Source organism: Stenotrophomonas sp. P5_B8, assembly GCF_054049855.1.
Genome location: NZ_JBFULO010000017.1, coordinates 1 through 24406 on the forward strand (window position 1 = coordinate 1; position 24406 = coordinate 24406).

At 68.5% G+C, this 24406-nt stretch carries 23 protein-coding genes and 1 pseudogene; 10 read left to right on the forward strand and 14 right to left on the reverse strand.

Annotated features, from left to right (window positions below):
* From ACXJKH_RS01925 to ACXJKH_RS01935, 3 genes and pseudogenes are all read left to right on the forward strand, one after another.
* Window positions 1-121, forward strand: a pseudogene (locus ACXJKH_RS01925) (LysR family transcriptional regulator); the annotation flags it as partial.
* Between the two features lie 60 nt (window positions 122-181).
* A complete protein-coding gene (gene leuE / locus ACXJKH_RS01930; RefSeq protein ID WP_256776102.1) occupies window positions 182-808 on the forward strand; it encodes a leucine efflux protein LeuE in 627 nt (208 codons plus the stop codon).
* A gap of 173 nt (window positions 809-981) precedes the next feature.
* Window positions 982-1350, forward strand: a complete 369-nt coding sequence (locus ACXJKH_RS01935) for a hypothetical protein (RefSeq protein WP_256776101.1) — start codon at window positions 982-984, stop codon at window positions 1348-1350.
* Between the two features lie 5 nt (window positions 1351-1355).
* On the opposite strand, the gene ACXJKH_RS01940 is transcribed toward ACXJKH_RS01935, so the two are convergent.
* On the reverse strand, window positions 1356-2258 hold the full coding sequence (locus tag ACXJKH_RS01940; protein WP_457318088.1) for a LysR family transcriptional regulator: 903 nt from the start codon (window positions 2256-2258) through the stop codon (window positions 1356-1358).
* 145 nt (window positions 2259-2403) lie between these two features.
* Here ACXJKH_RS01940 and ACXJKH_RS01945 point away from each other — a divergent pair, with 145 nt between their 5' ends.
* The 3 genes from ACXJKH_RS01945 to ACXJKH_RS01955 all read left to right on the forward strand — a co-directional run bounded on the left by ACXJKH_RS01945 (window position 2404) and on the right by ACXJKH_RS01955 (window position 5455).
* Window positions 2404-3399, forward strand: a complete 996-nt coding sequence (locus tag ACXJKH_RS01945) for an aldo/keto reductase (protein WP_457318089.1) — start codon at window positions 2404-2406, stop codon at window positions 3397-3399.
* Window positions 3400-3479: 80 nt separating this feature from the next.
* Window positions 3480-3890, forward strand: a complete 411-nt coding sequence (locus tag ACXJKH_RS01950) for a hypothetical protein (protein ID WP_457318090.1) — start codon at window positions 3480-3482, stop codon at window positions 3888-3890.
* Between the two features lie 152 nt (window positions 3891-4042).
* Window positions 4043-5455, forward strand: a complete 1413-nt coding sequence (locus ACXJKH_RS01955; RefSeq protein ID WP_256776097.1) for an amino acid permease — start codon at window positions 4043-4045, stop codon at window positions 5453-5455.
* Window positions 5456-5912: 457 nt separating this feature from the next.
* Here ACXJKH_RS01955 and ACXJKH_RS01960 read toward each other — a convergent pair whose 3' ends face one another.
* Window positions 5913-6614, reverse strand: coding sequence for an aspartate/glutamate racemase family protein (locus ACXJKH_RS01960; RefSeq protein ID WP_457318091.1), 702 nt, complete (start codon window positions 6612-6614; stop codon window positions 5913-5915).
* A gap of 105 nt (window positions 6615-6719) precedes the next feature.
* On the opposite strand from ACXJKH_RS01960, the gene ACXJKH_RS01965 reads away from it, so the two are divergent.
* Window positions 6720-7535 (forward strand): S1/P1 nuclease, encoded by an 816-nt coding sequence (locus ACXJKH_RS01965; protein ID WP_457318092.1) that lies wholly within the window; start codon window positions 6720-6722, stop codon window positions 7533-7535.
* Between the two features lie 10 nt (window positions 7536-7545).
* The gene (locus ACXJKH_RS01970) at window positions 7546-8355 is read left to right on the forward strand and encodes an MBL fold metallo-hydrolase (RefSeq protein WP_457318093.1); all 810 of its coding nucleotides are present in this window, start codon (window positions 7546-7548) and stop codon (window positions 8353-8355) included.
* Between the two features lie 73 nt (window positions 8356-8428).
* On the opposite strand, the gene ACXJKH_RS01975 is transcribed toward ACXJKH_RS01970, so the two are convergent.
* From ACXJKH_RS01975 to ACXJKH_RS01985, 3 genes are read right to left on the reverse strand one after another with little or no spacing between them, the layout of a single operon-like run.
* Window positions 8429-8974: a hypothetical protein gene (locus tag ACXJKH_RS01975; RefSeq protein WP_256776069.1), complete on the reverse strand. Its 546-nt coding sequence runs from the start codon at window positions 8972-8974 to the stop codon at window positions 8429-8431.
* A 17-nt stretch (window positions 8975-8991) separates the two neighbouring features.
* Window positions 8992-10227: a M56 family metallopeptidase gene (locus ACXJKH_RS01980; RefSeq protein WP_457318094.1), complete on the reverse strand. Its 1236-nt coding sequence runs from the start codon at window positions 10225-10227 to the stop codon at window positions 8992-8994.
* Window positions 10220-10585 carry a BlaI/MecI/CopY family transcriptional regulator gene (locus ACXJKH_RS01985; RefSeq protein WP_457318095.1) on the reverse strand — a complete coding sequence of 122 codons (366 nt, stop codon included), beginning with the start codon at window positions 10583-10585 and terminating at the stop codon, window positions 10220-10222. Before ACXJKH_RS01985 ends, ACXJKH_RS01980 begins: the two co-directional genes overlap by 8 nt.
* A 118-nt stretch (window positions 10586-10703) precedes the next feature.
* Here ACXJKH_RS01985 and ACXJKH_RS01990 point away from each other — a divergent pair, with 118 nt between their 5' ends.
* Entirely contained in the window at window positions 10704-11261 is a 558-nt protein-coding gene (locus tag ACXJKH_RS01990; RefSeq protein WP_457318096.1) for a flavin reductase family protein, read from the forward strand.
* Window positions 11262-11292: 31 nt separating this feature from the next.
* A complete protein-coding gene (locus tag ACXJKH_RS01995; protein ID WP_457318097.1) occupies window positions 11293-13251 on the forward strand; it encodes an acetyl-CoA hydrolase/transferase C-terminal domain-containing protein in 1959 nt (652 codons plus the stop codon).
* Window positions 13252-13618: 367 nt separating this feature from the next.
* Here the strand turns inward: ACXJKH_RS01995 and tkt are convergent, their stop codons facing one another.
* The 9 genes from tkt to ACXJKH_RS02040 all read right to left on the reverse strand — a co-directional run.
* Complete coding sequence (gene tkt / locus ACXJKH_RS02000; protein ID WP_256776064.1) at window positions 13619-15619, reverse strand: transketolase; 2001 nt, start codon at window positions 15617-15619, stop codon at window positions 13619-13621.
* Between the two features lie 201 nt (window positions 15620-15820).
* Complete coding sequence (locus tag ACXJKH_RS02005; protein ID WP_256776063.1) at window positions 15821-17158, reverse strand: dicarboxylate/amino acid:cation symporter; 1338 nt, start codon at window positions 17156-17158, stop codon at window positions 15821-15823.
* 66 nt (window positions 17159-17224) lie between these two features.
* A complete protein-coding gene (locus ACXJKH_RS02010) occupies window positions 17225-18931 on the reverse strand; it encodes a BatD family protein (RefSeq protein WP_457318098.1) in 1707 nt (568 codons plus the stop codon).
* A complete protein-coding gene (locus ACXJKH_RS02015; protein WP_457318099.1) occupies window positions 18928-20676 on the reverse strand; it encodes a VWA domain-containing protein in 1749 nt (582 codons plus the stop codon). Before ACXJKH_RS02015 ends, ACXJKH_RS02010 begins: the two co-directional genes overlap by 4 nt.
* Window positions 20673-21695, reverse strand: coding sequence for a vWA domain-containing protein (locus ACXJKH_RS02020; protein WP_457318103.1), 1023 nt, complete (start codon window positions 21693-21695; stop codon window positions 20673-20675). The genes ACXJKH_RS02015 and ACXJKH_RS02020 overlap by 4 nt, the downstream gene beginning before the upstream one ends.
* 5 nt (window positions 21696-21700) lie before the next feature.
* Window positions 21701-22162 carry a DUF4381 family protein gene (locus ACXJKH_RS02025; protein WP_457318100.1) on the reverse strand — a complete coding sequence of 154 codons (462 nt, stop codon included), beginning with the start codon at window positions 22160-22162 and terminating at the stop codon, window positions 21701-21703.
* Window positions 22159-23085 carry a DUF58 domain-containing protein gene (locus ACXJKH_RS02030; RefSeq protein WP_457318101.1) on the reverse strand — a complete coding sequence of 309 codons (927 nt, stop codon included), beginning with the start codon at window positions 23083-23085 and terminating at the stop codon, window positions 22159-22161. Before ACXJKH_RS02030 ends, ACXJKH_RS02025 begins: the two co-directional genes overlap by 4 nt.
* 5 nt (window positions 23086-23090) lie before the next feature.
* A complete protein-coding gene (locus tag ACXJKH_RS02035; RefSeq protein ID WP_457318102.1) occupies window positions 23091-24125 on the reverse strand; it encodes an AAA family ATPase in 1035 nt (344 codons plus the stop codon).
* Window positions 24126-24240: 115 nt separating this feature from the next.
* The coding region (locus ACXJKH_RS02040) for a YkgJ family cysteine cluster protein (protein WP_457318104.1) at window positions 24241-24406 on the reverse strand (166 nt) is incomplete at its 5' end.

The window sequence follows — 24406 nt, forward strand, 5'->3', positions numbered from 1 at the left end:
GCCGTTGAACCTGGTGTGCCCGCATCGCAAGCAGTTCTCCCCGGCCATCCGGCAGCTGCATGCGATGTTCGAACAACGCCTGCAACCGCTGCTGAAGGATCTGCCCCGCCTGCCCGGCTGACGCTATCGGTGGACCGGGCCGTGCCGGACAATGGCGCACCCCCGTAGTCGAGTCGCCGCCATGCCGTGGATGGGCATCCAGGACCTGTGGACCTTTGTCGCTGCCGTGCTGGTGTTCCTGGCATTGCCGGGCCCGGGTACGTTCACCCTGCTCACCGCGACCGGTCGCGGCGGGGTACGCGGCGGTTACACCGCGCTGTTCGGTCTGCTGCTGGGCGACCAGATCCTGATGTGGCTGGCGGTGGCGGGCGTGGCCGCGCTGCTCAAGGCCAACCCGCTGGTGTTCCACGCGGTGCAGTACCTGGGCGCGGCCTACCTGGTGTGGATCGGCATCGGCCTGCTGCGCCGGCCCCGCAGCAGCGGCGAGGAAGGCGGCATCCGCCTGCAACCGGGCCACTACTTCCGCCAGGCCGTGCTCATCAATCTGCTCAACCCGAAAGCGATCATCTTCTACATGGCGTTCCTGCCGTTGTTCATCGATCCGGCGCGGCACCAGGGCGTGGCAACGTTCGCGACCATGGCGGTGATCATCTTCGTGCTGGGGCTGGCGTACTGCTCGGTGCTGATCGGAGTAGGCAACCTGTTGCGTCGTAGGATTCTCCAGCATCCGCGTGTAGGGCTTTTGCTGAGACGGGTTGCCGGCATCTTCCTGGTCGGGTTTGGCGTGCGCCTCGGCGTCAGTGGCTGAGGCGCTGCCCTGCGTAGCGATGCGCGGCGTGGCGGATGGCGTGGGCAGAAACGCGAATAGGTAGCATCATCCAAGCAAGATCTTTCAATCGATAACTTGAGATTCCGCGTGACGCCCTCGGGGTGTCCAATCGGTGCCAACGGTCGCGGTCACCGCGTCCACGCGGAGATCCGATGTCCCCGGTGTATTTCGTCCAGCACGTATCCGGCCACGATGAGCGCCTGCTCGGCATGGCCACCGGCCGCATCGATCTGGGCCATCCGGCGGTCGGTCGCATCCTCGCCGGCCTGCAGCCGCTGGACCGGATCGATCTGCGCACCTCCCGCTTCGACTGCCACGCCAGCCTGGTGCTGGCCCTGCGCCGACACATCGACCATGCCGAACGCATCGCCAACGGCTGGCGCCTGTTCGATGCCGACGGCAGGCTGCGCTGCAAGCGTTTCCCGGGCGATGCGCAGGTGATGTTTCCGCATGGGCTGCCCGATGGCGACCACTGGCTGCGAACGCTGCTCCAGCCCGGCTCGCCGGCGCGCTCGGACTGAGCGGGTCAGCGCGCGTGCATGGCCTGCCGCAGGTGATCGATGAACACCCGCAGCTTGGGCGCCATCTGCTCGCGCGCCGGGTAGTACAGGTGGAAACCGGCAAACGGCTGCTGCCAGTCCTGCAGTACGCATTGCAGCCGTCCGGCGGCGAGGTCATCGGCAAACAGCGCCTCGAATCCCTGTGCCATGCCCAGCCCGGCGCGCACCGCGGCATGGATCAGGCCGGCATCGTTGAAGACCAGCCGCCCCGCCACCTCGACCTCCACGTCGCGCCCCTCGCGGGTGAACTCCCAGGGCATCCGGCGGCCCGTGCTGAGCCGGTGCACGATGCACTCGTGGGCGACCAGTTCGGCCGGCGTGGCGGGCACGCCGTGGCGGGCAAGGTAGGCCGGCGTGGCCACCACCACCTGGCGCTCGAGTGGCCCGATCGGCAACGCGATCATGTCGCGGGCCAGGCTCTCGCCCAGCCGGATCCCGGCATCGAAGCCGCCGGCAACCAGATCGGCCAGCGCCGGCTCCACGAACAGTTCCACCTCCACCTGCGGGTACAAGGTGAGAAAACCGGGCAGGTGCGGCAGTACCAGCAGCTCGGCGGCGATGCGCGGCACATTGATGCGCAGCTTGCCCGCCGGGACATCGCGCACGCTGTCCAGCGCGTCGAAGGCGGCATCGATCTGGGCCAATCCCACCCGCACCCCCTCCAGGAAGCGCGCCCCGTGTTCGGTGAGACCCACGCGGCGCGTGGTCCGGTGCAGCAACCGCACGCCCATGCCCGCCTCCAACGCGCGCACGGTCTGGGAGAGCGCCGACGGCGACACGCCGAGCTCGTCGGCGGCGCGGGTGAAGCTGGCATGGTGGGCGACGCGGGCGAAGGCGACCACCGCCGGCAGGGGACGCTGGGGATTCATTGTGAAGCCTGGCTTCAAGGAAGATGCAGGAGCAGCCAGTTTATCCACATGGTCCACGGGAGGATGCTGGGCACCCGGCGACCTCCCATGCCATCTGCATAACGGGCGCCGGACCAGTCCTGTTTCCCTTCCCCGGAGCTTCCCCATGCAGACCCGCACCCTTGGCCGCCACGGCCCCACCGTTTCCGCACTCGGCCTGGGGTGCATGGGCATGAGCGCCTTCTACGGCGGGCGCGGCAGTGACGCAGACGCCATCGCGGTGATCCATCGTGCGCTGGAACGCGGCGTGACCCTGCTCGATACCGCCGACATGTACGGCCCGCACACCAACGAGGTGCTGGTCGGCAAGGCAATCGCCGATCGCCGCGACCAGGTTTTCCTGGCCACCAAGTTCGGGATCAAGCAGGAACCCAGCGACAGCGCCGCACGCAGTGTCGATGGTCGCCCGGAGTATGTGATCGCCGCCTGCGAGGCCAGCCTGCAGCGACTGGGCGTGGACCACATCGACCTGTACTACCAGCACCGCGTGGACGCCAGCGTGCCGATCGAAGACACCGTCGGCGCGATGGCGCGGCTGGTCGAGCAGGGCAAGGTGCGCTTCCTCGGGCTGTCCGAAGCGTCGGCGGCCACCATCCGGCGCGCCCATGCGGTACATCCGATCACCGCCGTGCAGACCGAGTTCTCGCTGTGGTCGCGCGATCCGCAGGACAACGGCGTGCTGGAGACCGTGCGCGAGCTGGATATTGGCTTCGTGCCCTACTCGCCGCTGGGCCGTGGCTTCCTCACCGGCGCCATCCGCAGCCTGGCCGACGTCGATGCAGACGACTACCGCCGCCAGTCGCCGCGCTTCCAGGGCGACAACTTCAACCGCAATCTGGCGCTGGTCGATGCGGTCACCGCGATGGCACGCAGCAAGGGCATCACCCCGGGGCAACTGGCCCTGGCCTGGGTGCTGGCGCAGGGTGAGGACCTGGTGCCGATCCCCGGCACCAAGCGGATCGCCTACCTGGAAGAAAACCTCGGCGCGCTGCAGGTGCAGTTGAGTGCGGCGGAGCTGGCGCAGATCGACGCGATCTTCCCGGCCAACGCCGCCGCCGGCCAACGCTACGCGGCAGCGGCGATGGCGATCTTGAATCGCTGAGGGTGCGCCCACCCGCCCCGGCAATACACCGGGGCGGATGGGGGACAATGGCGCGCCCTTCGCCCGAACGGACCTCCACCATGCGCTGGCTTGCCCTGCTCCCCCTGCTGCTGGGCGTCGCCCCAGCCCACGCCGATGAGGTCCGCTGCCTGACCGGCGGCAACGCCGACCAGATCCACTTGGAGTGGAAGCTGCCCGAGGGCGACACCGGCGCAACACCGGTGAGCTTCGTGCGCTACGCCGGCAAGACCCAATGGCTGCGCCTGACCCGGCTGTCCAACGAAGGCAGCGAGATGGCCGAAGGCCGTCCCTGGCAGTTCGACGCGGTGTGGGAAGAGCACCTGGACGGCAAGGTGACCGGGCAGTACGCGATCACCACCCAGGGTGCACGCATTTACGGCTTCGATTACACCAACGCGCGCAACGGGCGGCAGACGCGCTTCAGCGAAGACATCGGTGCGATGACCGACAGCGGCTGCCACTGGGACTGACCGGGTGTCGGCCACGTTTGTGCCGGTTTCGTCACCCCAATCCCAGTCAGGTGCACAGCGCGCCCACGTGGGACGCTTGGCAGTAGTAATGCTGCACCGCGTTCGGTAAAACTCGCAGACTTGTCGTTAACAGTCATCCACCGCGAGGCCCCATGTCACTGCTCCGGCGCAAGTCCCTTGACCAAGTCACCGTCCATGAAGCCGGCAGGCGACTGGTTCCGACCCTGAGCTGGCCGCACCTGATCGCCTTGGGTATCGGTGCGATCGTGGGCACCGGCATCTACACCCTGATCGGGGTGGGCGCCAACCTGGCCGGCCCGGCCGTGCTGATCTCCTTTGCCATCGCCGGTGCGGTCTGCGCGTGTGCGGCGCTGTCCTATGCCGAACTGGCCACGATGATGCCGGCGGCCGGCAGCGCCTACACCTACAGTTACGCCGCGCTCGGCGAGACGGTGGCGTGGGTGGTGGGCTGGAGCCTGATCCTGGAGTACTCGCTGGTGGTGAGCACGGTGGCGGTCGGCTGGTCCGGCTACGCGGTCGGCTTCCTGCATGGCTGGGGCATCGACCTGCCGTTGACGCTGACCGCCGGGCCGCACGTGGAAGGCGGCTTCATCAACCTGCCGGCGGTGCTGATCACCTTCGTGGTGGCCGGCATGCTGATGGCCGGCACCAAGGAAAGCGCCACCCTCAACGCGATCCTGGTGGTGGTCAAGATCATCGCGCTGACCGTGTTCGTGGCCATTGCCCTGCCGCACTTCGACACCGGCCACATGGAGCCGTTCATGCCGTTCGGCTTCGCCAAGTCGGTGGGTGCCGATGGCGTCGAGCATGGCGTAATGGCTGCCGCGGCGATCATCTTCTTCGCGTTCTACGGCTTCGATGCGATCTCCACCGCCGCCGAAGAGACCAAGAAGCCCGACCGCGACCTGGCAATCGGCATCATCGGCTCGATGGTCGGCTGCACCATCATCTACGTGCTGGTGGCGCTGGCTGCCGTCGGCGCGATGAGCTACACGATCTTCGGCCAGAGCGCCGAGCCGCTGGCGCTGATCCTGCGCGAGCTGGGCAGCCCGGGCGCGGCCAAGTGGATCGGCGCGGCGGCGGTGATCGCGCTGCCGACGGTGCTGCTGGCCTTCCTGTACGGGCAGAGCCGCATCTTCTTCGTCATGTCGCGCGATGGCCTGCTGCCGCGCGGGCTGTCCAAGGTCAGCGCGCGCACCGGCACGCCGATTGCGACCACGCTGTTCACCGCGGTGCTGGTCGCCGCGCTGGCCGGCGTGGCCCGCCTGGATGAAATTGCCGCACTGGCCAACGCCGGCACGCTGGCCGCGTTCACCGCGGTGGGCCTGTGCCTGGTGGTGCTGCGCAAGCGCGAGCCGAACCGCGTGCGCAAGTTCCGCACTCCGCTGGCCTATGTGGTCGGTCCGCTGGCGGTGATCGGCTGCGTGTACCTGTTCTTCAGCCTGCCGAGCAAGACCCAGCTGTATTTCCTGGCCTGGAACATCCTGGGCCTGGTCGCCTACTTCGCCTACGGGCGTCGCAATGCGGTGCTGGGCAAGCAATGAGGCATCGCGCCGTCTGACCTTCGGGGCGGCACGTCGGTAGGAAAAGGCAGGCCCAAGGGCCTGCCTTTTTCTTTGGTTCTTCCCCCATCTGAGGGGAGCGTCTTGCTGCACGGGCCGTCGCAGCGTGAGCACGACGCTACGCGGGCGGCCGGGTGTGCAGGCCGCTGGGATGGGCTGGCGTCTCCGATCGGGCTGGTCGCGAGCGTGTGGGCCCCKTAGCRGCCGGTAGGCCCCTGGCGCAAATGTCCCCCGGCCGCGGAGCGGCCTCCTCCTTTATTTTGCCCAGGGGCCTACCGGCCGCKAMGGGGCTCGGCTTGCGGTATGCAGGTGGAGGCCAGGCATTTTTGGTCTTTGGTCGGTGGGTCGGGCGCTCTGGAAGGGTTCACAGCGCGCCACGCGGATGAATGACGAACGCTTGTTCGATCCGGCATTGCGAGCAGCCACCCATGGGGTGGCTCTACCGGGGGGAGAGCAGGTGCTGCGCGGCGGCCTGCGCGTGCAGCGCGGCGGTGTCCAACAACGGCACGGCTGCATCGTCATCGCCCACCAGCAGCATGATCTCCGTGCAGCCCAGGATGATCGCCTGCGCGCCGCGATCCACCAGCCGCTGCATCACGCCCTGGTACACCACGCGCGATGCGTCCAGCACGCGGCCCTGCACCAGCTCCTCGTAGATGATTCGATGCACATGTGTGCGGTCGTCCGCTTCCGGCACCAGCACCTCCAGCCCATACCGCTGCGCCAATCGTACCCGGTAGAAATCCTGCTCCATCGTGAAGGCCGTCCCGAGCAGGCCCACCCGCGCCAGCCCCAAGGACTGGATCGCCTCGCCCACCGGATCGGCGATGTGCAGCAGCGGTACCCCGATTGCCGCCTGCACCTCCTCGGCCATCAGATGCATCGTATTGGTGCAGATCACCACCGCCGTCGCGCCTGCGCCTTCCAGTTGCCGTGCCACCGCCACCATCGCCTGCGTCGCCGCCACCCAATCCCCGGCGCGCTGCATCGCTTCGATGTCGGCGAAATCGAACGACCACAGCAGCAGCCGCGCCGAGTGCATCCCGCCCAGTGCATCGCGCACCTGTTCGTTGATCATCCGGTAGTAGTGCGCCGAACTCTCCCAGCTCATGCCGCCGATCAGACCCAGCACCTTCTGCACCGTCGCCACTCCCGTTGTCGATCCGGCGCCAGCGTACTCCCGCCGCACCGCCGCCAGCCAGATCCGGGCAAGCCGCCCGGCGGACGGCCCGCTAGAATGCTGCCGATGAAAATCGCCTCCCTGATCCCTGCCACCGCCCTCGCGCTGGCCCTCACCTTCGTCTCCGCCGATGCCCTGGCCTGGGGCGCCCAAGGCCATCGCCTGGTCGCGCGCATCGCCGAAACCCGCCTCACCCCGCAGGCCCAGGCCGAGGTCGACCGCCTGCTCGCCAGCGAGCCGGACCCTACGCTGCACGCCATCGCCCCGTGGGCCGACCAGCTGCGCGCCAAGGACCCGGGCCTGGGCAAGCGCTCGGCTGGCTGGCATTACGTCAACATCGGCGAGGACGACTGCCATTACCAGGTGCAGAAGCACTGCAAGAATGGCAACTGCGTGGTCGAAGCGCTAAAGGCACAGACCGCCATCCTCGGTGATCGCAGCAAGTCCGATGCTGAACGCGCCCAGGCGCTGAAGTTCGTCGTCCATTTCGCCGGCGACATCCACCAGCCGATGCACGCCGGTTACGGCCACGACAAGGGCGGCAACGACTTCCAGGTGCAGTACAACAACCGCGGCACCAACCTGCACTCGCTGTGGGACAGCGGCATGCTCAGCGAGCAGAAGCTGGACGATGACCAGTATCTGCAGCGTTTGATGGCCCTGCCCACACCAACGCTGGGCAAGCGCTCCCACATTGCCACCGATGCCGTGCAGTGGGCCGAAGCGAGCTGCCGTATCGCCATTGCACCTGGCGTTTACCCGACCAAGCGTACGCTGGGTGCGGAATACACCGCGACCTATCGCCCGATCGCGGAGCAGGAGCTGCGCCTGGCCGGTGAACGCCTGGCGGTGCTGCTCAACGCCACCCTGGGCAAACGCTGAGGCCATCACCATGTCACTGCACGTCGCCAGTTTCTTCCACCCCGACAGCCATACCTTCAGCTACGTGGTGCACGATCCGGCGACCCTGCAGGCGGCGGTGATCGACCCGGTGCTGGACTACGACCCGGATACYGACGCGCTCGGTGCCGGGCCTTTGCAACCGCTGCTTGCGCACGTGCGCGAGCGCGGCCTGCAGGTGCGCTGGCTGCTGGAAACCCACGCCCATGCCGACCACGTCAGCGCGGGCCGCTGGCTCAGGCAGCAGTGGCCGCAGGCAACGCTGGCCATGGGTGACGGTATCGTGCAGGTGCAAAAGACGTTCGCGCCACGCTATGCGCTGGACGTGCCCACCGATGGCTCACAGTTCGACCATCTGTTCGCCGATGGCGAGCGTTTTGCGCTTGGCGACATCGATGCCGAGGTGATCGCCGTCCCCGGCCACACCAGTGACAGCGTCGCCTACCGCATCGGCGATGCACTGTTCACCGGCGACTCGCTGTTCATGCCCGATGGCGGCACCGCCCGCTGCGACTTCCCCGGTGGCGACGCGGCGCAGTTGTACCGTTCGATCCAGCGTCTGCTCGCCCTGCCCGACGGCACCCGCGTGTTCATCTGTCACGACTACGGCCCGGGCGGTCGCGAGGTCGCCAACGAAACCACGGTCGGCGAACAGCGCGCGCGCAACATCCACCTGCATGACGGCGTCAGCGAAGCCGAGTTCGTCGCCACCCGGCAGGCGCGCGATGCCACGTTGGCCGAGCCGGCGCTGATGCATCCGTCGGTGAAGGCGAACCTGCAGGGTGGCCCCCACCGATCGTAGTGCCGGCCGCTGGCCGGCAACCCGGCGATGATCGGTTGGTGCGGTTGCCGGTCACCGGCCGCCACCACGGTAATCAGCGTCCCTGGCGGCGCACCGTGTGCTGCCCGTGCACGATTTCAAAGGTGAAGGCATACAGCAGGCTCACGGGCACCGGCTCGATCCGCTCCGCGCCTTCGCAATCCCCGCGTTTGCCCGGGACCACGCCGGCAGCGTAGTGACACACCGCCGCCGGTGAAAACAGCCAGTGCGCCACCGCCTCCTGCGCCGCCTGCAGCAGCGGCGCATTCTCTGCCGCAGCGCCCGCCACGCATTCGGGCCGATCGGTCAGGGCCACGCTGCGCTCTACCCTGCCTTCGGCATCCACCACCACCTGCAGGCACACCACGGTGGGCGCCAGCTCGCGGCGTGGATCGCGTGTCCCGACCACCGGGTCCTGGGCCGCGTACAACTGCGGCATGCGGTAGCCCTCACTTGGCTGCAGCCGATACGGCTGCACCTGGCCGGAGCCACCATTGCCCTCGGTACGCAGGCGCTGGTGATCCACATTCTCAGCACGGGTGTCCACCGTACTGAGCTGCTGATGGCCGGCGCAACCGGCCATCAGCAACACCGGCAGCATCGCAGTGAGCACCTGCCTCACTGCGCTGGGCCCGCCTCGTTCAGTTCGAACGTCATCGGGATCTTCAACGCCGTTGCCACCGCCTTGCCGTCCTTGAGCGCGGGCTCGAAGGTCCATTGCCTGGCCGCGGCGATCGATGCCTCGTCGAACACGCCGGCCGGGGTGGAACTGAGCACGCGCACCTCGCCGGTCCTGCCAGTGGCATCGACCTCGACACGCAGCATCACCTTCCCCGAAATGTTCTGTTCGAACGCGCTCTGCGGATACGTCGGTGGCGTCATGTTGCGGGCCTTGGCCTGCACATCGACACCGGCAACCTTGCCATCGTGCGCTGCGGCGTCAGCCGGCTCGGCACCGGCCGAGGGGGAAGTCGTTCCGCCCTGGCTGGCCCACGCCACCGCCGCCAGACCCAGGCTCATGCCCGCCACCAACACCTGGCCGCTCAACCACGGCAACGGCTTCCGCTTGTGTTCCTTCAACATGGCAATACGCTCCTTCAAGATCGGTTGGCTGCGCCAGTGGCAGGCCATCGGCGCAACCGGGTGGACCAACTGCGCCTTCAGCAGCGCGTTGGCGTAGATCCGGCGCTGGGCCGGTTGTGGATCGAGGGTGCGTGCATCGCAGGCCAGTTCCTGGTCGCGCAGGAAGCGGCGTGCTGCCCACGGCAGCAGTGGATGGAACCAGAACATGCAGCGCAGCAGCACCAGCACGGCATTGGCCCATGGATCGCCGTGGCGGCGATGGCTGCGCTCGTGCTTCAGGATCAGCGCCTGTTCGGCCGTGCTGAAGTCCTTTTCGAAACGCGGGCCGACCACGATGCGCGGTGCCCACAGCCCCACCAGCGCCGGCAGGCCCGGATCGGCGCTGGCCTGCCAACTGCCGTCCGCGCGCGGCTGCAGCGTGCCCAGCGCGCGCTCGAAGCGGCGTTGCGCGCGCCAACTGGCCATCCCCATGCCCAGCGCGCCCACGGCCCACGCCACCAGCAGCAGCCACGGCCAGGTGGGCGTTGCCGGGGCGACAATGGGAGCAGTCCACGCAGCGGCCGCGACAAGCACCGGCAGCGCATCGGCCAGCGGCGCCACCGGCAACGGCAGGTGCAGCGTCAACAGCAGTACCGGCACGCACCACCAACTGCGATAGAMCAGCGCCGCCCCGCCCAGCTGCAGCAGCAGCGGCCGCACCCCCGCCAACAGCAGCACCGCGATTGACAGCCATACGCTGGCCTGCAGCAGCGCGTTGAGCAGCTCAGTCATGGTCCAGTCCCTCGATGAGCGCCTTCAGGTCGGCAATGTCCTRCGGGCTCAGTTGCCCACGCTGGCTGAAGTGCGCCACCAGCGGCGCCACGCGGCCGTCGAACAGCTTGTCGAGCAGGCCGCTGCTCTGCTCGGCCACCCATGCCTGGCGCTGCAGCACCGGCGAATAGAGGTAGCGGCGCCCATCGCGGCTGGCGCTGATCGCGCCCTTGGTGAGCAGCCGGTTGAGCAGGGTCTTGATGGTGGGCTCGGCCCAGCCGCGGCCGGCCAGCGCGGCCACCACCTCATCGGCACCCAACGGGTGCTCGCCCCACAGCACATCCATCACCACGGCTTCGGCTTCGCTGATCTGGCTCATCATTTACATCCGTAATCGACGAACTGATTACGCACGTAATCGAAAAGACTGTCAACCCCTTCGACAACCGGTTCATCCCTCCGCTGCCAGCATCGAGCCACGCCCCACGGAGGCTTCGATGCGACGCTACCGAAAATTCGACTACCCGGTGGAGGACGTGCGTCGCTTCCTCGAACCCGGCCCGATCGTGCTGGTCACCTCGGCCTGGAAGGGGCAACGCAACGTCATGACCCTGGGCTGGCACATGGTCTTGGCGTTCACGCCCTCGCGGCTGGCGACGATGATCGCCAGCGGCAACCGCAGTTTCGAGCTGATCCGCCGCAGTGGCGAATGCGTCATCAACCTGCCCACCGCCGAGATGCTCGATACGGTGGCCGGGATCGGCAACTGCAGTGGCGCCAGGATCGACAAGTTCGACCACTTCGGCCTGGACACCGTCGCGGCCAGCAACGTGGCGGCGCCGTTGCTGGCCCAGTGCCACGCCAGCTTCGAGTGCCGCCTGGTCGATCGCAGCCAGATCAAGCGGCACGGCCTGTTCATCTGGGAAGTCGTCAAGGCCCACGTCGCGCGCGTGCCGAAACTGCCGCGCACCGTGCACTACCGGGGCGAGGGCCAGTTCATGGTCTCCGGCGCGGAAGTCTCGCGTCGCCGTCTGTTCAAGCCCGAAATGCTGTAATGGCCCGCATATACCTGCAGGATGCCGCTGGATGACCGATCACCTCACCGACCTCGACGCTGCGATCGACTGGCTGCTGCAGCGCGTGGAGGGCCCGTTGCGCATCGGCGCGCCGCTGGCGCTGGGCAAACCGCACCGCCTGCTCAACGCCCTGTATGCCCGGGTGGAGAACGATCCCTCGCGGCCGCTGCAGATCTACACCGCGCTGTCGCTGAACCCGCCCAAGGCCAGCGGCAGTGGGCTGGAAGCGCGCTTCATGGCGCCCTTCGCCGAACGCCATTTCGGCGCGGATTTCCCGCGACTGGCCTATGCCGATGCGATGGTCCGCGACCGCCTGCCCGCGCATGTGCAGGTCGAGGAGTTCTACATGCAGTCCGGCGCGCTGCTCAATTCCTCGCAGGCCCAGCGCAGCTACACCAGCCTCAACTACACCCATGCCGCCGACGCGGTGGCCCAGCGCGCGCCGCACGCGATCGTGCAGAAGGTGGCGGTGCGCCCGGATGACCGGCGGCTGTCGCTGTCGTGCAACAACGACATCACTCAGGACACACTGGATGCGATGGTCGCGCGCGGGCTGCCGCGTCCGCTGATGATCGCCGAGATCGATCCGCAGCTGCCCTACCTGGCCGGCACCGCGACGGTGGATGTGTCCTTCTTCGACCTGGTGATCACCCCGCCGCCGCCCTACCCCGACCTGTTCGGGCTGCCGCGCCAGCCGGTCAGCGACGGCGACTACGCCATCGGCCTGTACGCCAGCGCGCTGGTGCGCGACGGTGGCACGCTGCAGATCGGCATCGGCACCCTGGCCGATGCGATCAGCCACGCGCTGGTGCTGCGGCACACCGACAACGCCCGCTACCGGCAGGTGCTGCACGCACTGGACCCGACGTTGTCCAGCCACCCCACCGTGCTCGAATGCGGTGGCCTGGAGCCGTTTGAGATCGGCCTGTACGGTTGCAGCGAAATGCTCAACGAAGGCTTCCGCCGGCTGGTGCAGACCGGGGTGATCCGGCGCAAGGTGCACGACGACCTGGCGCTGATGCAGCGCATCGAAAACGGCAGCACCCTGACCATCGACCACGCCACCCTCGCCGCCGAAGGCGAGTACCTGCATGGCGCGTTCTACCTGGGCTCGCCGGAGTTCTACCAGTGGTTGCGCGAGTTGCCCGACGACGAACGCCGCGCGATCGGCATGCGGCGGATCAGCGAGATCAACCAGCTCTACGGCGGCGATGAAACCCTGGAGCGGCTGCAGCGCCGGCATGCGCGCTTCTTCAACTCCTGCATGATCGCCACCGCCTTGGGCGCGGCCGCGTCGGACGCACTGGAAGACGGGCGGGTGGTATCCGGCGTGGGCGGCCAGTACAACTTCGTCGCGATGGCCCATGCCCTGCCCGAGGCACGCAGTGCGCTGATGTTCCGTGCGGTGCGCGAGGACAAGGGCACGGTGCAGTCCAACGTGCGCTGGAACTACGGCCACACCACCATCCCGCGCCACCTGCGCGACATCTACATCAACGAATACGGCATCGCCGACCTGCGCAACCTCACCGACGAGGACTGCGTGGTCGGCATGACCGCGATCACCGATGCAGCGTTCCAGGCCGGGTTGCTGCAGACCGCCAAGGCCGCGAAGAAACTGGATCCGGCCTTCACTGCACCGGAGCACTGGCAACGGCGCAACACCGCCGCAGCGGTCAGTGCCGCACTGTCACCGTTCCGCCAATCGGGCCTGTTGCCCGATTATCCGCTGGGCAGCGATTTCACCGAGGTAGAGCAGCATCTGGTCAAGGCGCTGGGCTGGCTGAAGCAGAACACGCAGACGCGTGGCAGCAAGCTGCGCACGGTGCTGGCGGCGGTAACCCAGCCGGCCGGCGATGGCGATGCGGTGTACCTGCAGCGGATGGGACTGGATGCGCCGAAAAGTTTCGGCGAACGGATCGAAGCCAGGTTGGTGCGGTTGGCGTTGGCGCGGACGGCCGTCGCCTGAGCGCGGGGCGCAGCGCGTAGAGCAGCCGAGCATGGCTCGGCTCTACCCGCTGATCGGCGCAGCGCGTAGAGCAGCCGAGCGTGGCTCGGCTCTACCCACTGATCGGCGCATTGCGTAAAGCAGCCGAGCGTGGCTCGGCTCTACCCACTGAGCGGCGCATTGCGTAGAGCAGCCGAGCGTGGCTCGGCTCTACCCACTGATCGGCGCATTGCGTAGAGCAGCTGAGCGTGGCTCGGCTCTACCCGGAGGCGATGCACGAACGGTGGTGGTAGAGCCGAGCCATGCTCGGCTGCTCCACCCGCAAACGCAGAAGGCCGGGGAAATCCCCGGCCTTMTGCTTCAAACCACCTCAACGGCACTCAGTGCATCAAAGCGCCTTCGCCGCCGCCACCACGTGCTCGGTGGTGATGTTGAAGTGCTTGTAAAGCGCTTCGGCCGGGGCCGAGGCACCGAAGGTGTCGATACCGACCACCGCACCGTCCAGGCCCACGTACTGGCGCCAGAAACCGGTGACGCCGGCTTCCACGGCCACGCGCTTGCGCACGGCGTTGGGCAGCACCGACTCACGGTACGCCGCGTCCTGGCGCTCGAACACGTCGGTCGACGGCATGGACACCACGCGGGTCTTGATCCCGGCCGCATCCAGCTCGGCCTTGGCGGCCACGGCCAGGCCCACTTCCGAACCGGTGCCGATCAGGATCACGTCCGGCACGCCGCCTTCGGCATCGGCCAGCACGTAACCACCGCGCGCGATCTGGGCAACCTGCTCGGTGCTGCGCGGCTGGTGCGGCAGATTCTGGCGACTGAATACCAGGCAGCTCGGGCCGTCGGTGCGGGTGATCGCGGCCTTCCAGCTGACCGCCGACTCGACCGCATCGCACGGACGCCACACATCGTTGTTGGGGATGTAGCGCAGCGAGGCCAGGTGCTCCACCGGCTGGTGGGTCGGGCCGTCTTCGCCCAGGCCGATCGAATCGTGGGTGTAGACGTGGATCGCGTGCGCAGGAATCAGCGCGCTCATGCGCACGCCGTTGCGGGCGTAATCGCTGAACACCAGGAAGGTGGCATCGAAGGGAATGAACCCACCGTGCAGCGCCAGGCCATTGGCGATGGCGGTCATACCGAACTCGCGCACGCCGTAGTACACATAGTTGGCGTTCGGGTCATCGGTGGCCACCGACTTGCTGGCCTTCCACAAGGTCAGGTTGGAGTGGGCCAGATCGGCCGAGCCGCCGATCAGTTCCGGCAACAGCGGGGCGAACGCTTCGATCGCCAGCTGCGAGGCCTTGCGCGAGGCAATGGTCTGGCCGTCGGCCTGGACCTGGGCGATGTAGGCGTCGGCCTTGGCGATGAAGTCGGCCGGCAGCTCACCGTGCGAACGACGGGTCAGTTCTTCAGCCTCGGCCGGGAACTGCTTGGCGTACTTGTCGAACTGCTGCTCCCACTCGGCCTGGCGCAGGGTGCCGGTACCGCCGGCACGCCAGCCCGCGTAGATTTCTTCGGGAATCTCGAACGGACCGTACGGCCAGTCCAGCGCCTTGCGGGTTTCGGCCAGCTCGTCCTTGCCCAGCGGGGCGCCGTGGCTGGATTCCTTGCCGGCCTTGTTCGGCGAGCCAAAACCAATCGTGGTGCGGCAGCAGATCAGGGTCGGCTTGTCGAACTGCGACAGGGCACCGTCGATGGCAGCCTTGATGCTGTCCGGATCGTGGCCATCGACGCCGCGCACCACGTTCCAGCCATAGGCTTCGAAACGCTCGGGGGTGTTGTCGGTGAACCAGCCGGCGGTGTTGCCGTCGATGGAGATGTGGTTGTCGTCCCAGAAGCAGACCAGCTTGCCCAGGCCCCAGGTGCCGGCCAGCGACGCCACTTCATGCGAGATGCCTTCCATCAGGCAGCCATCGCCCAGGAACACCCACGTGCGGTGATCGACGATCTCGTGCTCGGGGCGGTTGTAGCGCTGTGCCAGCAGCTTTTCCGCCAGCGCGAAGCCGACCGCGTTGGCCAGGCCCTGGCCGAGCGGACCGGTGGTGGTTTCCACCCCGGGGGTCTCATGGTGTTCCGGATGGCCGGCGGTCTTGCTGCCGAGCTGACGGAACTGCTTGAGCTGTTCGATCGGCAGGTCGTAGCCGCTCAGGTGCAGCAGCGCGTACTGCAGCATCGAGCCATGGCCGTTGGACAACACGAAGCGATCGCGGTTGAACCACTGCGGATTCTTCGGGTTGTGACGGAGATAGTCGTTCCAGAGGACCTCGGCGATATCGGCCATGCCCATCGGCATGCCGGGATGCCCGGACTTGGCGGTTTCGACCGCATCAGCGGCAAGGAAGCGGATGGCGTTGGCCAACTGGCGGCGGGTAGGCTGCGTCATGGTTCTGTCGGAGTCGGGAGGCTCCCGCGGAGCTGCGGGCGGCCCATTGTCCCACAGACCACCGATGGGGTCAGGCCGCGACCGACGGGCGGACAGCCTTGTGAAGAGCATCACTGTCCGTAAACAAAGACGCCCCGCAGGTGCGGGGCGTCAGCACAACCGCCGGCGGCAGTTGAGGTAACCAGGGACCTCAGGCGCGGGTCAAGGGCGCTCGACGGCGTCCACCGGCACGACCGGTGCGACCGGGCCATCGTCCACTTCGCCTTTGGCCACCAGCGTGGTCAAGGCCAGATCGCCGGTGACGTTGAGTGCAGTACGGCACATGTCCAGGAAGTGGTTCACGCCCAGGATCAGACCGATGCCGAGGGGGTTCACCCCGACCATGGCGCAGATCATCGCCACCACCGGCAGCGAGCCGGACGGCACACCGGCGGTGCCGATGCCACCGAGGATGCAGACCGCCATCACCATCACCTGCTGGCCGATGCTCAGGTCCACGCCGAAGAACTGCGCCAGGAAGATCACCGTGACACCCTCGAACAGCGCGGTGCCGTTCTGGTTGGCGGTGGCACCAACGGTCAGCACGAAGCGCGAGACTTTCTGCGGCAGGCCCATCTGGTCGGCCACGCGCAGCGCGGTCGGCAGGGTCGCGTTGCTGGAGGCGGTGGAGAAGGCCATCACCGTCGCTTCCTGGGTATCGCGGAAGAACGACAGCGGCGAACGCCCGGACAGCCACACCGCGGTACCGTAGGTCACCACCATGTGCAGGCCCAGTGCCAGCACCACCACGCCCACGTACGCCCCCAGGCGGATGATCAGGTCGAAGCCGAACAGCGCGGCCAGGTTGAACATGAAGCAGGCCACCGCATACGGGGCCAGGCGGATGACCAGGTTGATCAGGGTCATCGAGACTTCGAACACGCCTTCGATGGCGCGGCGCAGCGGGGCGACCTTCTCTTCGGGGCTCAGCACCATGCCGATGCCGAACATCAGCGCGAAGAACATCAGCGACAGGATGGCGCCATTGTCCGATGCGGCCTGCAGCACGTTGCTGGGCACGATCGACAGCAGCATGTCCATGCCCTTGGGGGTCTCATGGATGCCGGCGACGATTTCCTTGCTGCGCTCTGCGTTCTCCGAGAGCATCTGCGCGGCCACGTGCGGGTCCATGCCGGCGCCGGGCTTGAGCACGTTGACCAGCACAAGACCGATGCCCACCGCGATGCCCGACAGCAGCACCGTGTAGGCCAGGGTCTTCCAGCCGATGCGGCCGAGCGCGCGGATGTCGCCCATCTCCGACACGCCCATGATCAGGGCCGAGAAGATCAGCGGCACGATCAGCATGAAGATCAGGTTGAGGAACAGGCCCGACAGCGGCGTGGTCACCCAGGCCATCACGCCCTTGGCGAAATCGGTCAGGCCAGGCACGCCCGGGCCGGCGGCGTGCACGATCAGGCCGAGGGTAAGGCCCAGCGCGAAGCCGATGCCCATTTTCCAGTGCAAAGGCATTTTCTGCCGGGTCTTTGCGGCCTCAGTCATCTAACGGCTTTCCTGTAAAGAATTGAATCAGCTTAGCAAAGCCGGTCCCGCAGGCCCGGCAGCGCATCAAGGTCCCGAAGGATATAGAGGCGCCAGCCCATTGTTTTCCGCCACCGCCGTGGCCCGCCAGTGCGGTCCGTCATGGAACGCCCGGCGCAGTGCCTGCCGCGCGGCGGCCACATCGCCCCCCTGACCGGCCCACCGCACCCGCTGCATGGCCAGCAACGCCTCGCGCTGGGCCGGGTCGGCCAGCCGCCCCAGCAGCGCGTCCAGGCCCTGCACCCCGCCCATCGCCGCCAGCAGGGCGATGATCTCGTCCAGCCCCTGGCTTTCCAGTGCGCGGCGCAGTTCGGCGCGCGACACGGTGGCCAGCGGAACGCCGGCCACCGCGACCGGTGCAGCGCGCGGTTCTGCCCGGCGCCGCCCGGCCCGCCGCCAGCCCCACCACAGGGTCAGCAGCCACAGGAGCGCGAAGGTGATGGCCACTGCGATCCAGCCCCACGGGCGTGCCGCAGACGGTGCATCGGCCAGCGGCAGTGCGTTGGAGGCCGGCGCTTCGCCCGGCAGGGCCGAGGTGGTATCCAGCGGGACCGGCGGCGCCGCGCCCCCCGGTCCACCGGCGGCCACCGCCAGGGTCAGGTCCGGCAGGGTCGCCATGCGCGCCGCGCCCGCCTTCACATCCCACCACGGCATGCGCGGGCCAGGCACGCGCAGACTGCCCGCGGTGCGCGGCACGATCGAGTAGCGGCGGGTCATCTTCAACTGCGGGGTGCTGCCGGTGAAGGTCTCATCGAACTGCGCCGGCTCGGCGAATACCTGCGCATCGGTGCCCACGTCCAAAGTCGGCAGCTCGGGGAACTGGGCGCGGGTGGCGCCCTGCGCGGTCGCCTCCACTACTACCGTGGCCGCCTCGCCCGCACGCCCGCTGCCGGGTGCAGCGGTGTAGCGCAGGCGGAGGTCATGCAGCGGCAGCCACGGCTGCGGCGCGTTGGCCGGCTGTGGCCGCACCTGCAGGGTGCGTGCCGGCGCGCTGGCGCGCAGTCGCCCGTCGCCGCCGAACATGTCGTCGAAGAAACCGCCTGCAGTGCGGCCGTTGAACTGCGCGGCCGGCAACTGCAGTGGGCCACTGCGTTCGGGGATCAACAGGAAGCGCCGCTCGACCATGTTGTAGCGACGGCCATTGACCTCGCGCACCTGGCTGCGGTCTTCACCCACGCGCTGCAGCGACGCACCGTCGGGCGTATCCAGCAGGAGCTCGCCGGAGACAAGCTGCGAGGCGTAATACAGCCGCACCACCACGCCCACGCTCTGCTGTACGTACGGGGTGGCATCATCCACCTCGGTCTCCATGAAGACCGCGGCATTGCCGGGCATCGCCGCCGGCGTGCCGGCGCCGCCGGGGGCGCTCGCCGCCACCTGCAGCAGCAACGGTGCCGTGCGGTTGGCGCCCACCTGCAACGCGGGAATCTGCAGGGTGCCGCTGCGCCGCGGCGACAGCACTACCGCGTAGAGATTGCGCGAGCGGGTGCCACCATTGCTCCACTGCATCTGGCGGCTGCTGGTCTGCGCGCTCAGGTCGAAGTCCGCGCGCAACGGCGCATAGTCCGGCGCACCGCCGCCATCACTCTCGATGTTGAGCGTGACCGCCTCGGTGTCGAGGATCTGCTGACGATCCAGCCAGGCGCGGGTCTGCGCCTGCGCCAGGCTGGCCAGTCCCAGCAGCAGCCAGCAGCCGGCCTGCATCCATCGCCGCGTGGTGGAACCCATGCTCATCGTCCTTCCCGTTTCCTGCGTTCGTTTTCCAACTGGAATTTGGCCCGTAGCAGGCTGCCCGGATCGTCGGGCACCCGCCGCATCCACGCCTCCACGGCCTGGCGCTGCTCGCGCTGCTGCGGGGTTTCGGCGGCTTGGCGTTGCGCCCGGGTGTCCTTGCCGTCCTTGCCCTGGCGTTGCAATGCCTGCTGCATCTGCTGGCGTTGCGCCGCGTCAGCCTTGGCCTGCGTGGCCGGATCCGGATTACCCGCATCCTGCTTGGCATCGCCGTCCTGCGGCTTGCCCGGATTCTGGCCCGGCGGCGGCGGCGCCTGCCCGGGATCCTGGTTACCCTGCGGCTTCGGTGGCGACCCCTGATCCTGCCCGGGTTGCCCCTGCCCTTGCCCTTGCGACGGTGGCGTTTTCGGCGGCTGCTTGCCCTGGTCGCCCTTCGGTGGCGTCGGCGGTGGTTTGCGTTTACGCGCCGCATCCACCGCAGCGCGGTTGGCGACGGCATCGGGCATGCCGGGGGTCTGCTTCAGCGCGTTGTCGTAGGCTGCGATGGCGGCATCGTACTGGCCTTGCCGGGCCAAGGCATTGCCGAGGTTGTACCACCCGGCATCGCTGTGGATGCCCTCGAACTGCTGCTGTGCGGCTTTGAAGTCACCGCGGCGATACGCATCCACGCCCGCGCCCAACTTCTGTTGATCGATCTGGTCGGCGCGTTGCCACAGGGTGCCGTCGGCCGCGTAAGCCGGCGTGGGCAGGGTCAGCGGCAGCGCTGCGCACAGTACCAGCGCCATCGCCAGGCCGCGGCGCCGGAACGCCCATAGCGACAGCAGCATCAGCGGCGGCAACAGCCAGAACCCTTCATCGCGCCAGGCCAGCCCGTCGCCCTTCTGGCGGTCATCCATGCTCACCTTCGGGGTCAGCACGCCGAGGGCCTTCAGGTCGCTGTCGTCGTTGGCGATACGCGCATAACGTCCGCCGCCGCTGCTGGCGACCGTGCGCAGCGGCGCCTCTTCCAGGCGCGCCTGCGCGATCTGTCCATCGCCACTACGGAAGGCCGCACCGGCCGCCGTACCCAGGCCCAGCACCGACACGGTGAAGCCCTGCCGATGCGCCGCGGCAGCTGCGCGGATGGCGGCATCGTCGGCACGGTCGGTGAGCAGCAGGATGTCGCCGCTGCGCGCACCCGACTGCTGCAGCAACAGCACCGCCGCGTCCAACGCGCGCTCGGCACGCTGGCCATCGCGTGGCATCACATCCGGGCCCAGCGCATCCAGGTACAGCGCCACGTTGGCCGCATCGGCGGTCAGCGGCGCCACGGTGTAGGCATCATCGGCATAAGCGAGCAACGCGACCTCCCCGCCCTGGCGCTCGCGCAGCAACGCGGCCAGCTTTGCACGGGCCTGCAGCAACCGTGACGGCGGCAGGTCGGTGGCGGTGATCCGCGAGGACAGGTCCAGCGCCACCACCAGCGGCGTCGGCGACTGCCACAGCGGCTGCGCCACCTGTCGCCAGCTAGGGCCGGCCAGGGCCAGCACCGCCAGCGTCCAGCCGACCAACAACAGCACCAGCCCGCCCCAGGCGCGCTGCCCACCGGCCACCAGCAAGTGGCGCAACAGATGCGGATCGACCGCGGTGTGCCACGCGCTGCCGCGGCGGCGACGCCAGTACCAGACCAGGGCGATCAGTGGCAGGGCCAGCAGCGCCCACAGGGCCTGCGGGCGGACCAGATGCAGTGCATTCCAATCGATGTTCATGCCCAGCGCCTCGGCACTATCCAGGCCAACCCGGCCAGCAACAACGCCAGCGCCAGTGGCCAGGCGTAACGCTCGATCCGCGGCCGCACCGCAGGGCCCGCCGAGGCCACCGGCTCCAGCCGCTGCAGTTCGGCATAGATGCCGGCCAGTTCATCGGTGTTGCGGGCGCGGAAGGCGCGCCCGCCGGTAAGCGTGGCGATTTTCTGCAGCGTCGCCTCGTCCACCGGGTCGTCGCCGGCTGCCACCTGCATGCCGAACAGCCGGTAGCTGCCGTCCCCGCCGAACGCCACCGTGTATACCCGCACGCCTTCGGTCTTGGCCAGTTCGGCGGCGCGCAGTGGTTCGAGTACGCCGGCATTGCTGACGCCGTCAGTCAGCAGGATCAGTACGCGCTGGCCCTGCGGTTGCTCGCGCAGGCGTTTGACCGCCAGTGCGATCGCATCGCCGATCGCGGTCTCGCGTCCGGCCAGGCCGACCACGCTGTCGCCGAGCTGCTGACGCACGCTGGCAAGATCGCTGGTCAGCGGGGTAAGGGTGTAGGCGCGCTCGCCGAAAATCAGCAGGCCGACGCGATCGCCAACACGCCGGTCCAGGAAGTCGGCCAGCACCGCCTTGGCGGCAGTCAACCGCTCCACTACCTGTTGGCCGAGCATCATGTCGGTTTCCTGCATGCTGCCCGACACGTCCACGGCGAGCATCATCTGCCGCCCCTGTTGTGGCGGAGTCACCGCCTCGCCCAGTTGCTGCGGGCGTGCCGCTGCCACGCACAGACACACCCACGCCAACCACAGCAGCAGCCGGCCAACGCCCAGCGCGCGGCCACCGACAGCGCTACCGAGCGCCTGCAGCTGTGCGGCCGCGTACGGCACGCGCAACGCGGCGGCGCTGGCGTTGCGCTGCGGCCACCAGTGCATCAGCACCGGTACCGGCAGCGCAGCCAGCATCCACGGCCAGGCGAAGGTATCCAGCCACGACAGCCAGTCCGGCAGCCACTGAGCCACCTGCGGCGACACGTTCATCGCGATCATCGCCGCCGCCCCGACACCAGGCCGAGGAAACGCGCACGCGCCAGCACGCGCAGGCGCTGCGCCGCTTCGGCATCGACCTGCGGGCGATAACCGCCGTCGAGCAGCAGCCGCCCATCGCCATCGGAAAAGGCACGGCTACCGGGCTCGTCGAGGAATTCCAGCCATGCCGGGCCCTGCAGCAGTTCCGCGCCGGGCTGACGCACGCGCGCCGCACGGCGGAGCAGCGCGGCGATGGCCGCCACTTCCTCGACCGGCGTTGCCGCCTGTGCGATGGCCTCATCGAACAACCGGATCCAGCCCTGTCGCCGCCGCCGACGACGCGCCTGCCACGCCCACAGCAGCGCGGCGACAAGCAGCACGGCGCCCAGCACCAGCCACCAGCCGGGCGCCGGCGGCCACCACGCAGGCGATGGCGGCAGCTGCACATCGCGCAACGGCAGCGAGGTCGGCGCGCTCATGCCACCACCGCCGAGGGCATCGGGGTCAGCCAGCAGTCGCTGGCGTCATCAGAGGCCACCACGTGCACCTGGATGCGACGCGACGACAGGTGCTTCTGCAGGTCCTGCAGCGGCGCCACGAAGCGCTCGCGCCAGTGCTCGCGGACGCTGGCGCGGTCAAGGTCGAGCAGCACGCGGCGGCCCTGCGACAGGAACGCCAGCGAGGCTGCTGGCGGGGACAGCTCCAGCGGATCGACCAGTAGCATCACCACCACTTCGTGGTGCATGGCCAGGGCGGTCCAACGCGACACACTGATGGCCGCAGCCTGCCCAGGATCGGCAAGCACGACCACGCGCGCGCCGGGACGCAGCAGACGCGCCGCCTGTTCGAGTGCCCGGTCCAGCCCGGCGTCGTCGGCCGGTGGCTGCGCGTACCAGCGGGTGAGCGCATCGAGCACGCGCAGCACACCGCGGGTGCCCCCGGCCGGCGGGAGCGGGGCTTCCACGCTGCTGCCACGCAACGCGCCGAGACGGTCGCCCTGACGCTGTGCCAACCACGCGGCAATCGCGCCGACGCGGGCGGCCTGTACCGATTTGAAGCGAACGCGGGTGCCGAAATACAGCACCGGATCCGTGTCGGCCACCAGCAGGGTCAAGCGCTCGCGTTCGGCCTGGAACAATTTGGTGTGTGCACGGCCGGTACGCGCGGTGACGCGCCAGTCGATGTGGCGGGCATCGTCGCCTGCCACGTACTCCCGCGACTCGGCATATTCCATGCCGCGCCCACGCATGGGCGCTGGCGCGTGGCCGGCATGGCCAAGCCGGCCACGCCGGGCCGGGGCCAACCGGTGGGCATTACGCCGCAGCGCGACCAGTTCGGCCAGGCTGGGGCGCAGGCCGTCGCCGTCGGGGGCGCCTGCGGTGCTGTCCACGTCCGAAGCCATCGAGGTCAGGGCGCCGGCACGCGTGCCAGCAGCTCGGCCACCAGGCGATCGCCGTCCCAGCCTTCGGCGGTAGCTTCATAGCTGGGCAGCACGCGGTGGCGCAGGACGTCAGGGGCGACGCTGCGCACATCGTCGGGGGTGACGAAGTCGCGGCCGGCAAGCCAGGCGCGGGCACGCGCGCAGCGCTCCAGGGCGATCGAGCCGCGCGGGCTGGCCCCCCAGGCGATGCGTCTGGCCAGCGCGGGGTCGTAGCGGGCGGCGTCGCGCGAAGCCAGCACGATCTCGATGAGATAGCGTTCCAGCGCCGGCGCCATGTGCAGCGACAACACGGCCTTGCGCGCGGCGAACACATCTTCCAGTGGCATCCGCGGCGGCGCCGGTGGCGGCGGACCCAGTGCATCGCGCGCACGTTCCCGCGCCAAACGCAGGATCTCCGCCTCGGCATCGGAATCCGGGTAGCCGATGCGCACATGCATCAGGAAGCGGTCCAGCTGCGCTTCGGGCAGCGGGAAGGTGCCCTCCTGCTCGATCGGGTTCTGCGTGGCCATCACCAGGAACAACGCCGGCAGCGCGTAGGTGTGGCGGCCGACGGTGACCTGGCGCTCGCCCATTGCTTCCAGCAGCGCCGATTGCACCTTGGCCGGGGCACGGTTGATTTCGTCGGCCAGCAGGATGGGGTGGAAGATCGGGCCGGGGACGAACTCGAAGCGGCCTTCCTGCGGCCGCCAGATCTCGGTGCCGGTCAGATCGGCCGGCAACAGGTCCGGGGTGAACTGCACGCGCGAGAAATCCGCCTCCAGGCGCGCGGCCAGCGCGCGGATCGCGGTGGTTTTGGCCAAGCCTGGCGCGCCCTCGACCAGCAGATGGCCATCTGCCAGCAAGGCGGTCAGCAGGCGTTCGACCAGCGCGGCCTGGCCGACGATCTCGCCGGCCAACGCGTCGCGCAGCGCGCAGAAACCATCGTGCAGGCGATCATGGGCCTGCTCGGCGGCGGCGGGAGTATCGATCTCGGTGTCGGGCATGGGGGGAGGCAGGTTCATGGGATCCATGTGACCCACGCGACGTGCGTAAGGTTCCGCCCACATGATGGCAGGGCTGGCGCTGGATCGGGATCAAGATTGCCTGAACGCGATACTCGTAACGGCCGAAGCCACCTTACGGCGTACTCGGGGCCATCGTGCCTTTGTCGCCGGCAAAGATCGCGCTGCAATAAGGACCGGACATCGCAAATCGGCGACAGGTCTGCGGCCGGTCGTCATAGATACTGCAATTCATGCGCTCACGGTCCAGCGCCACGCACCATCCGTCCGCGCCCCCGGCC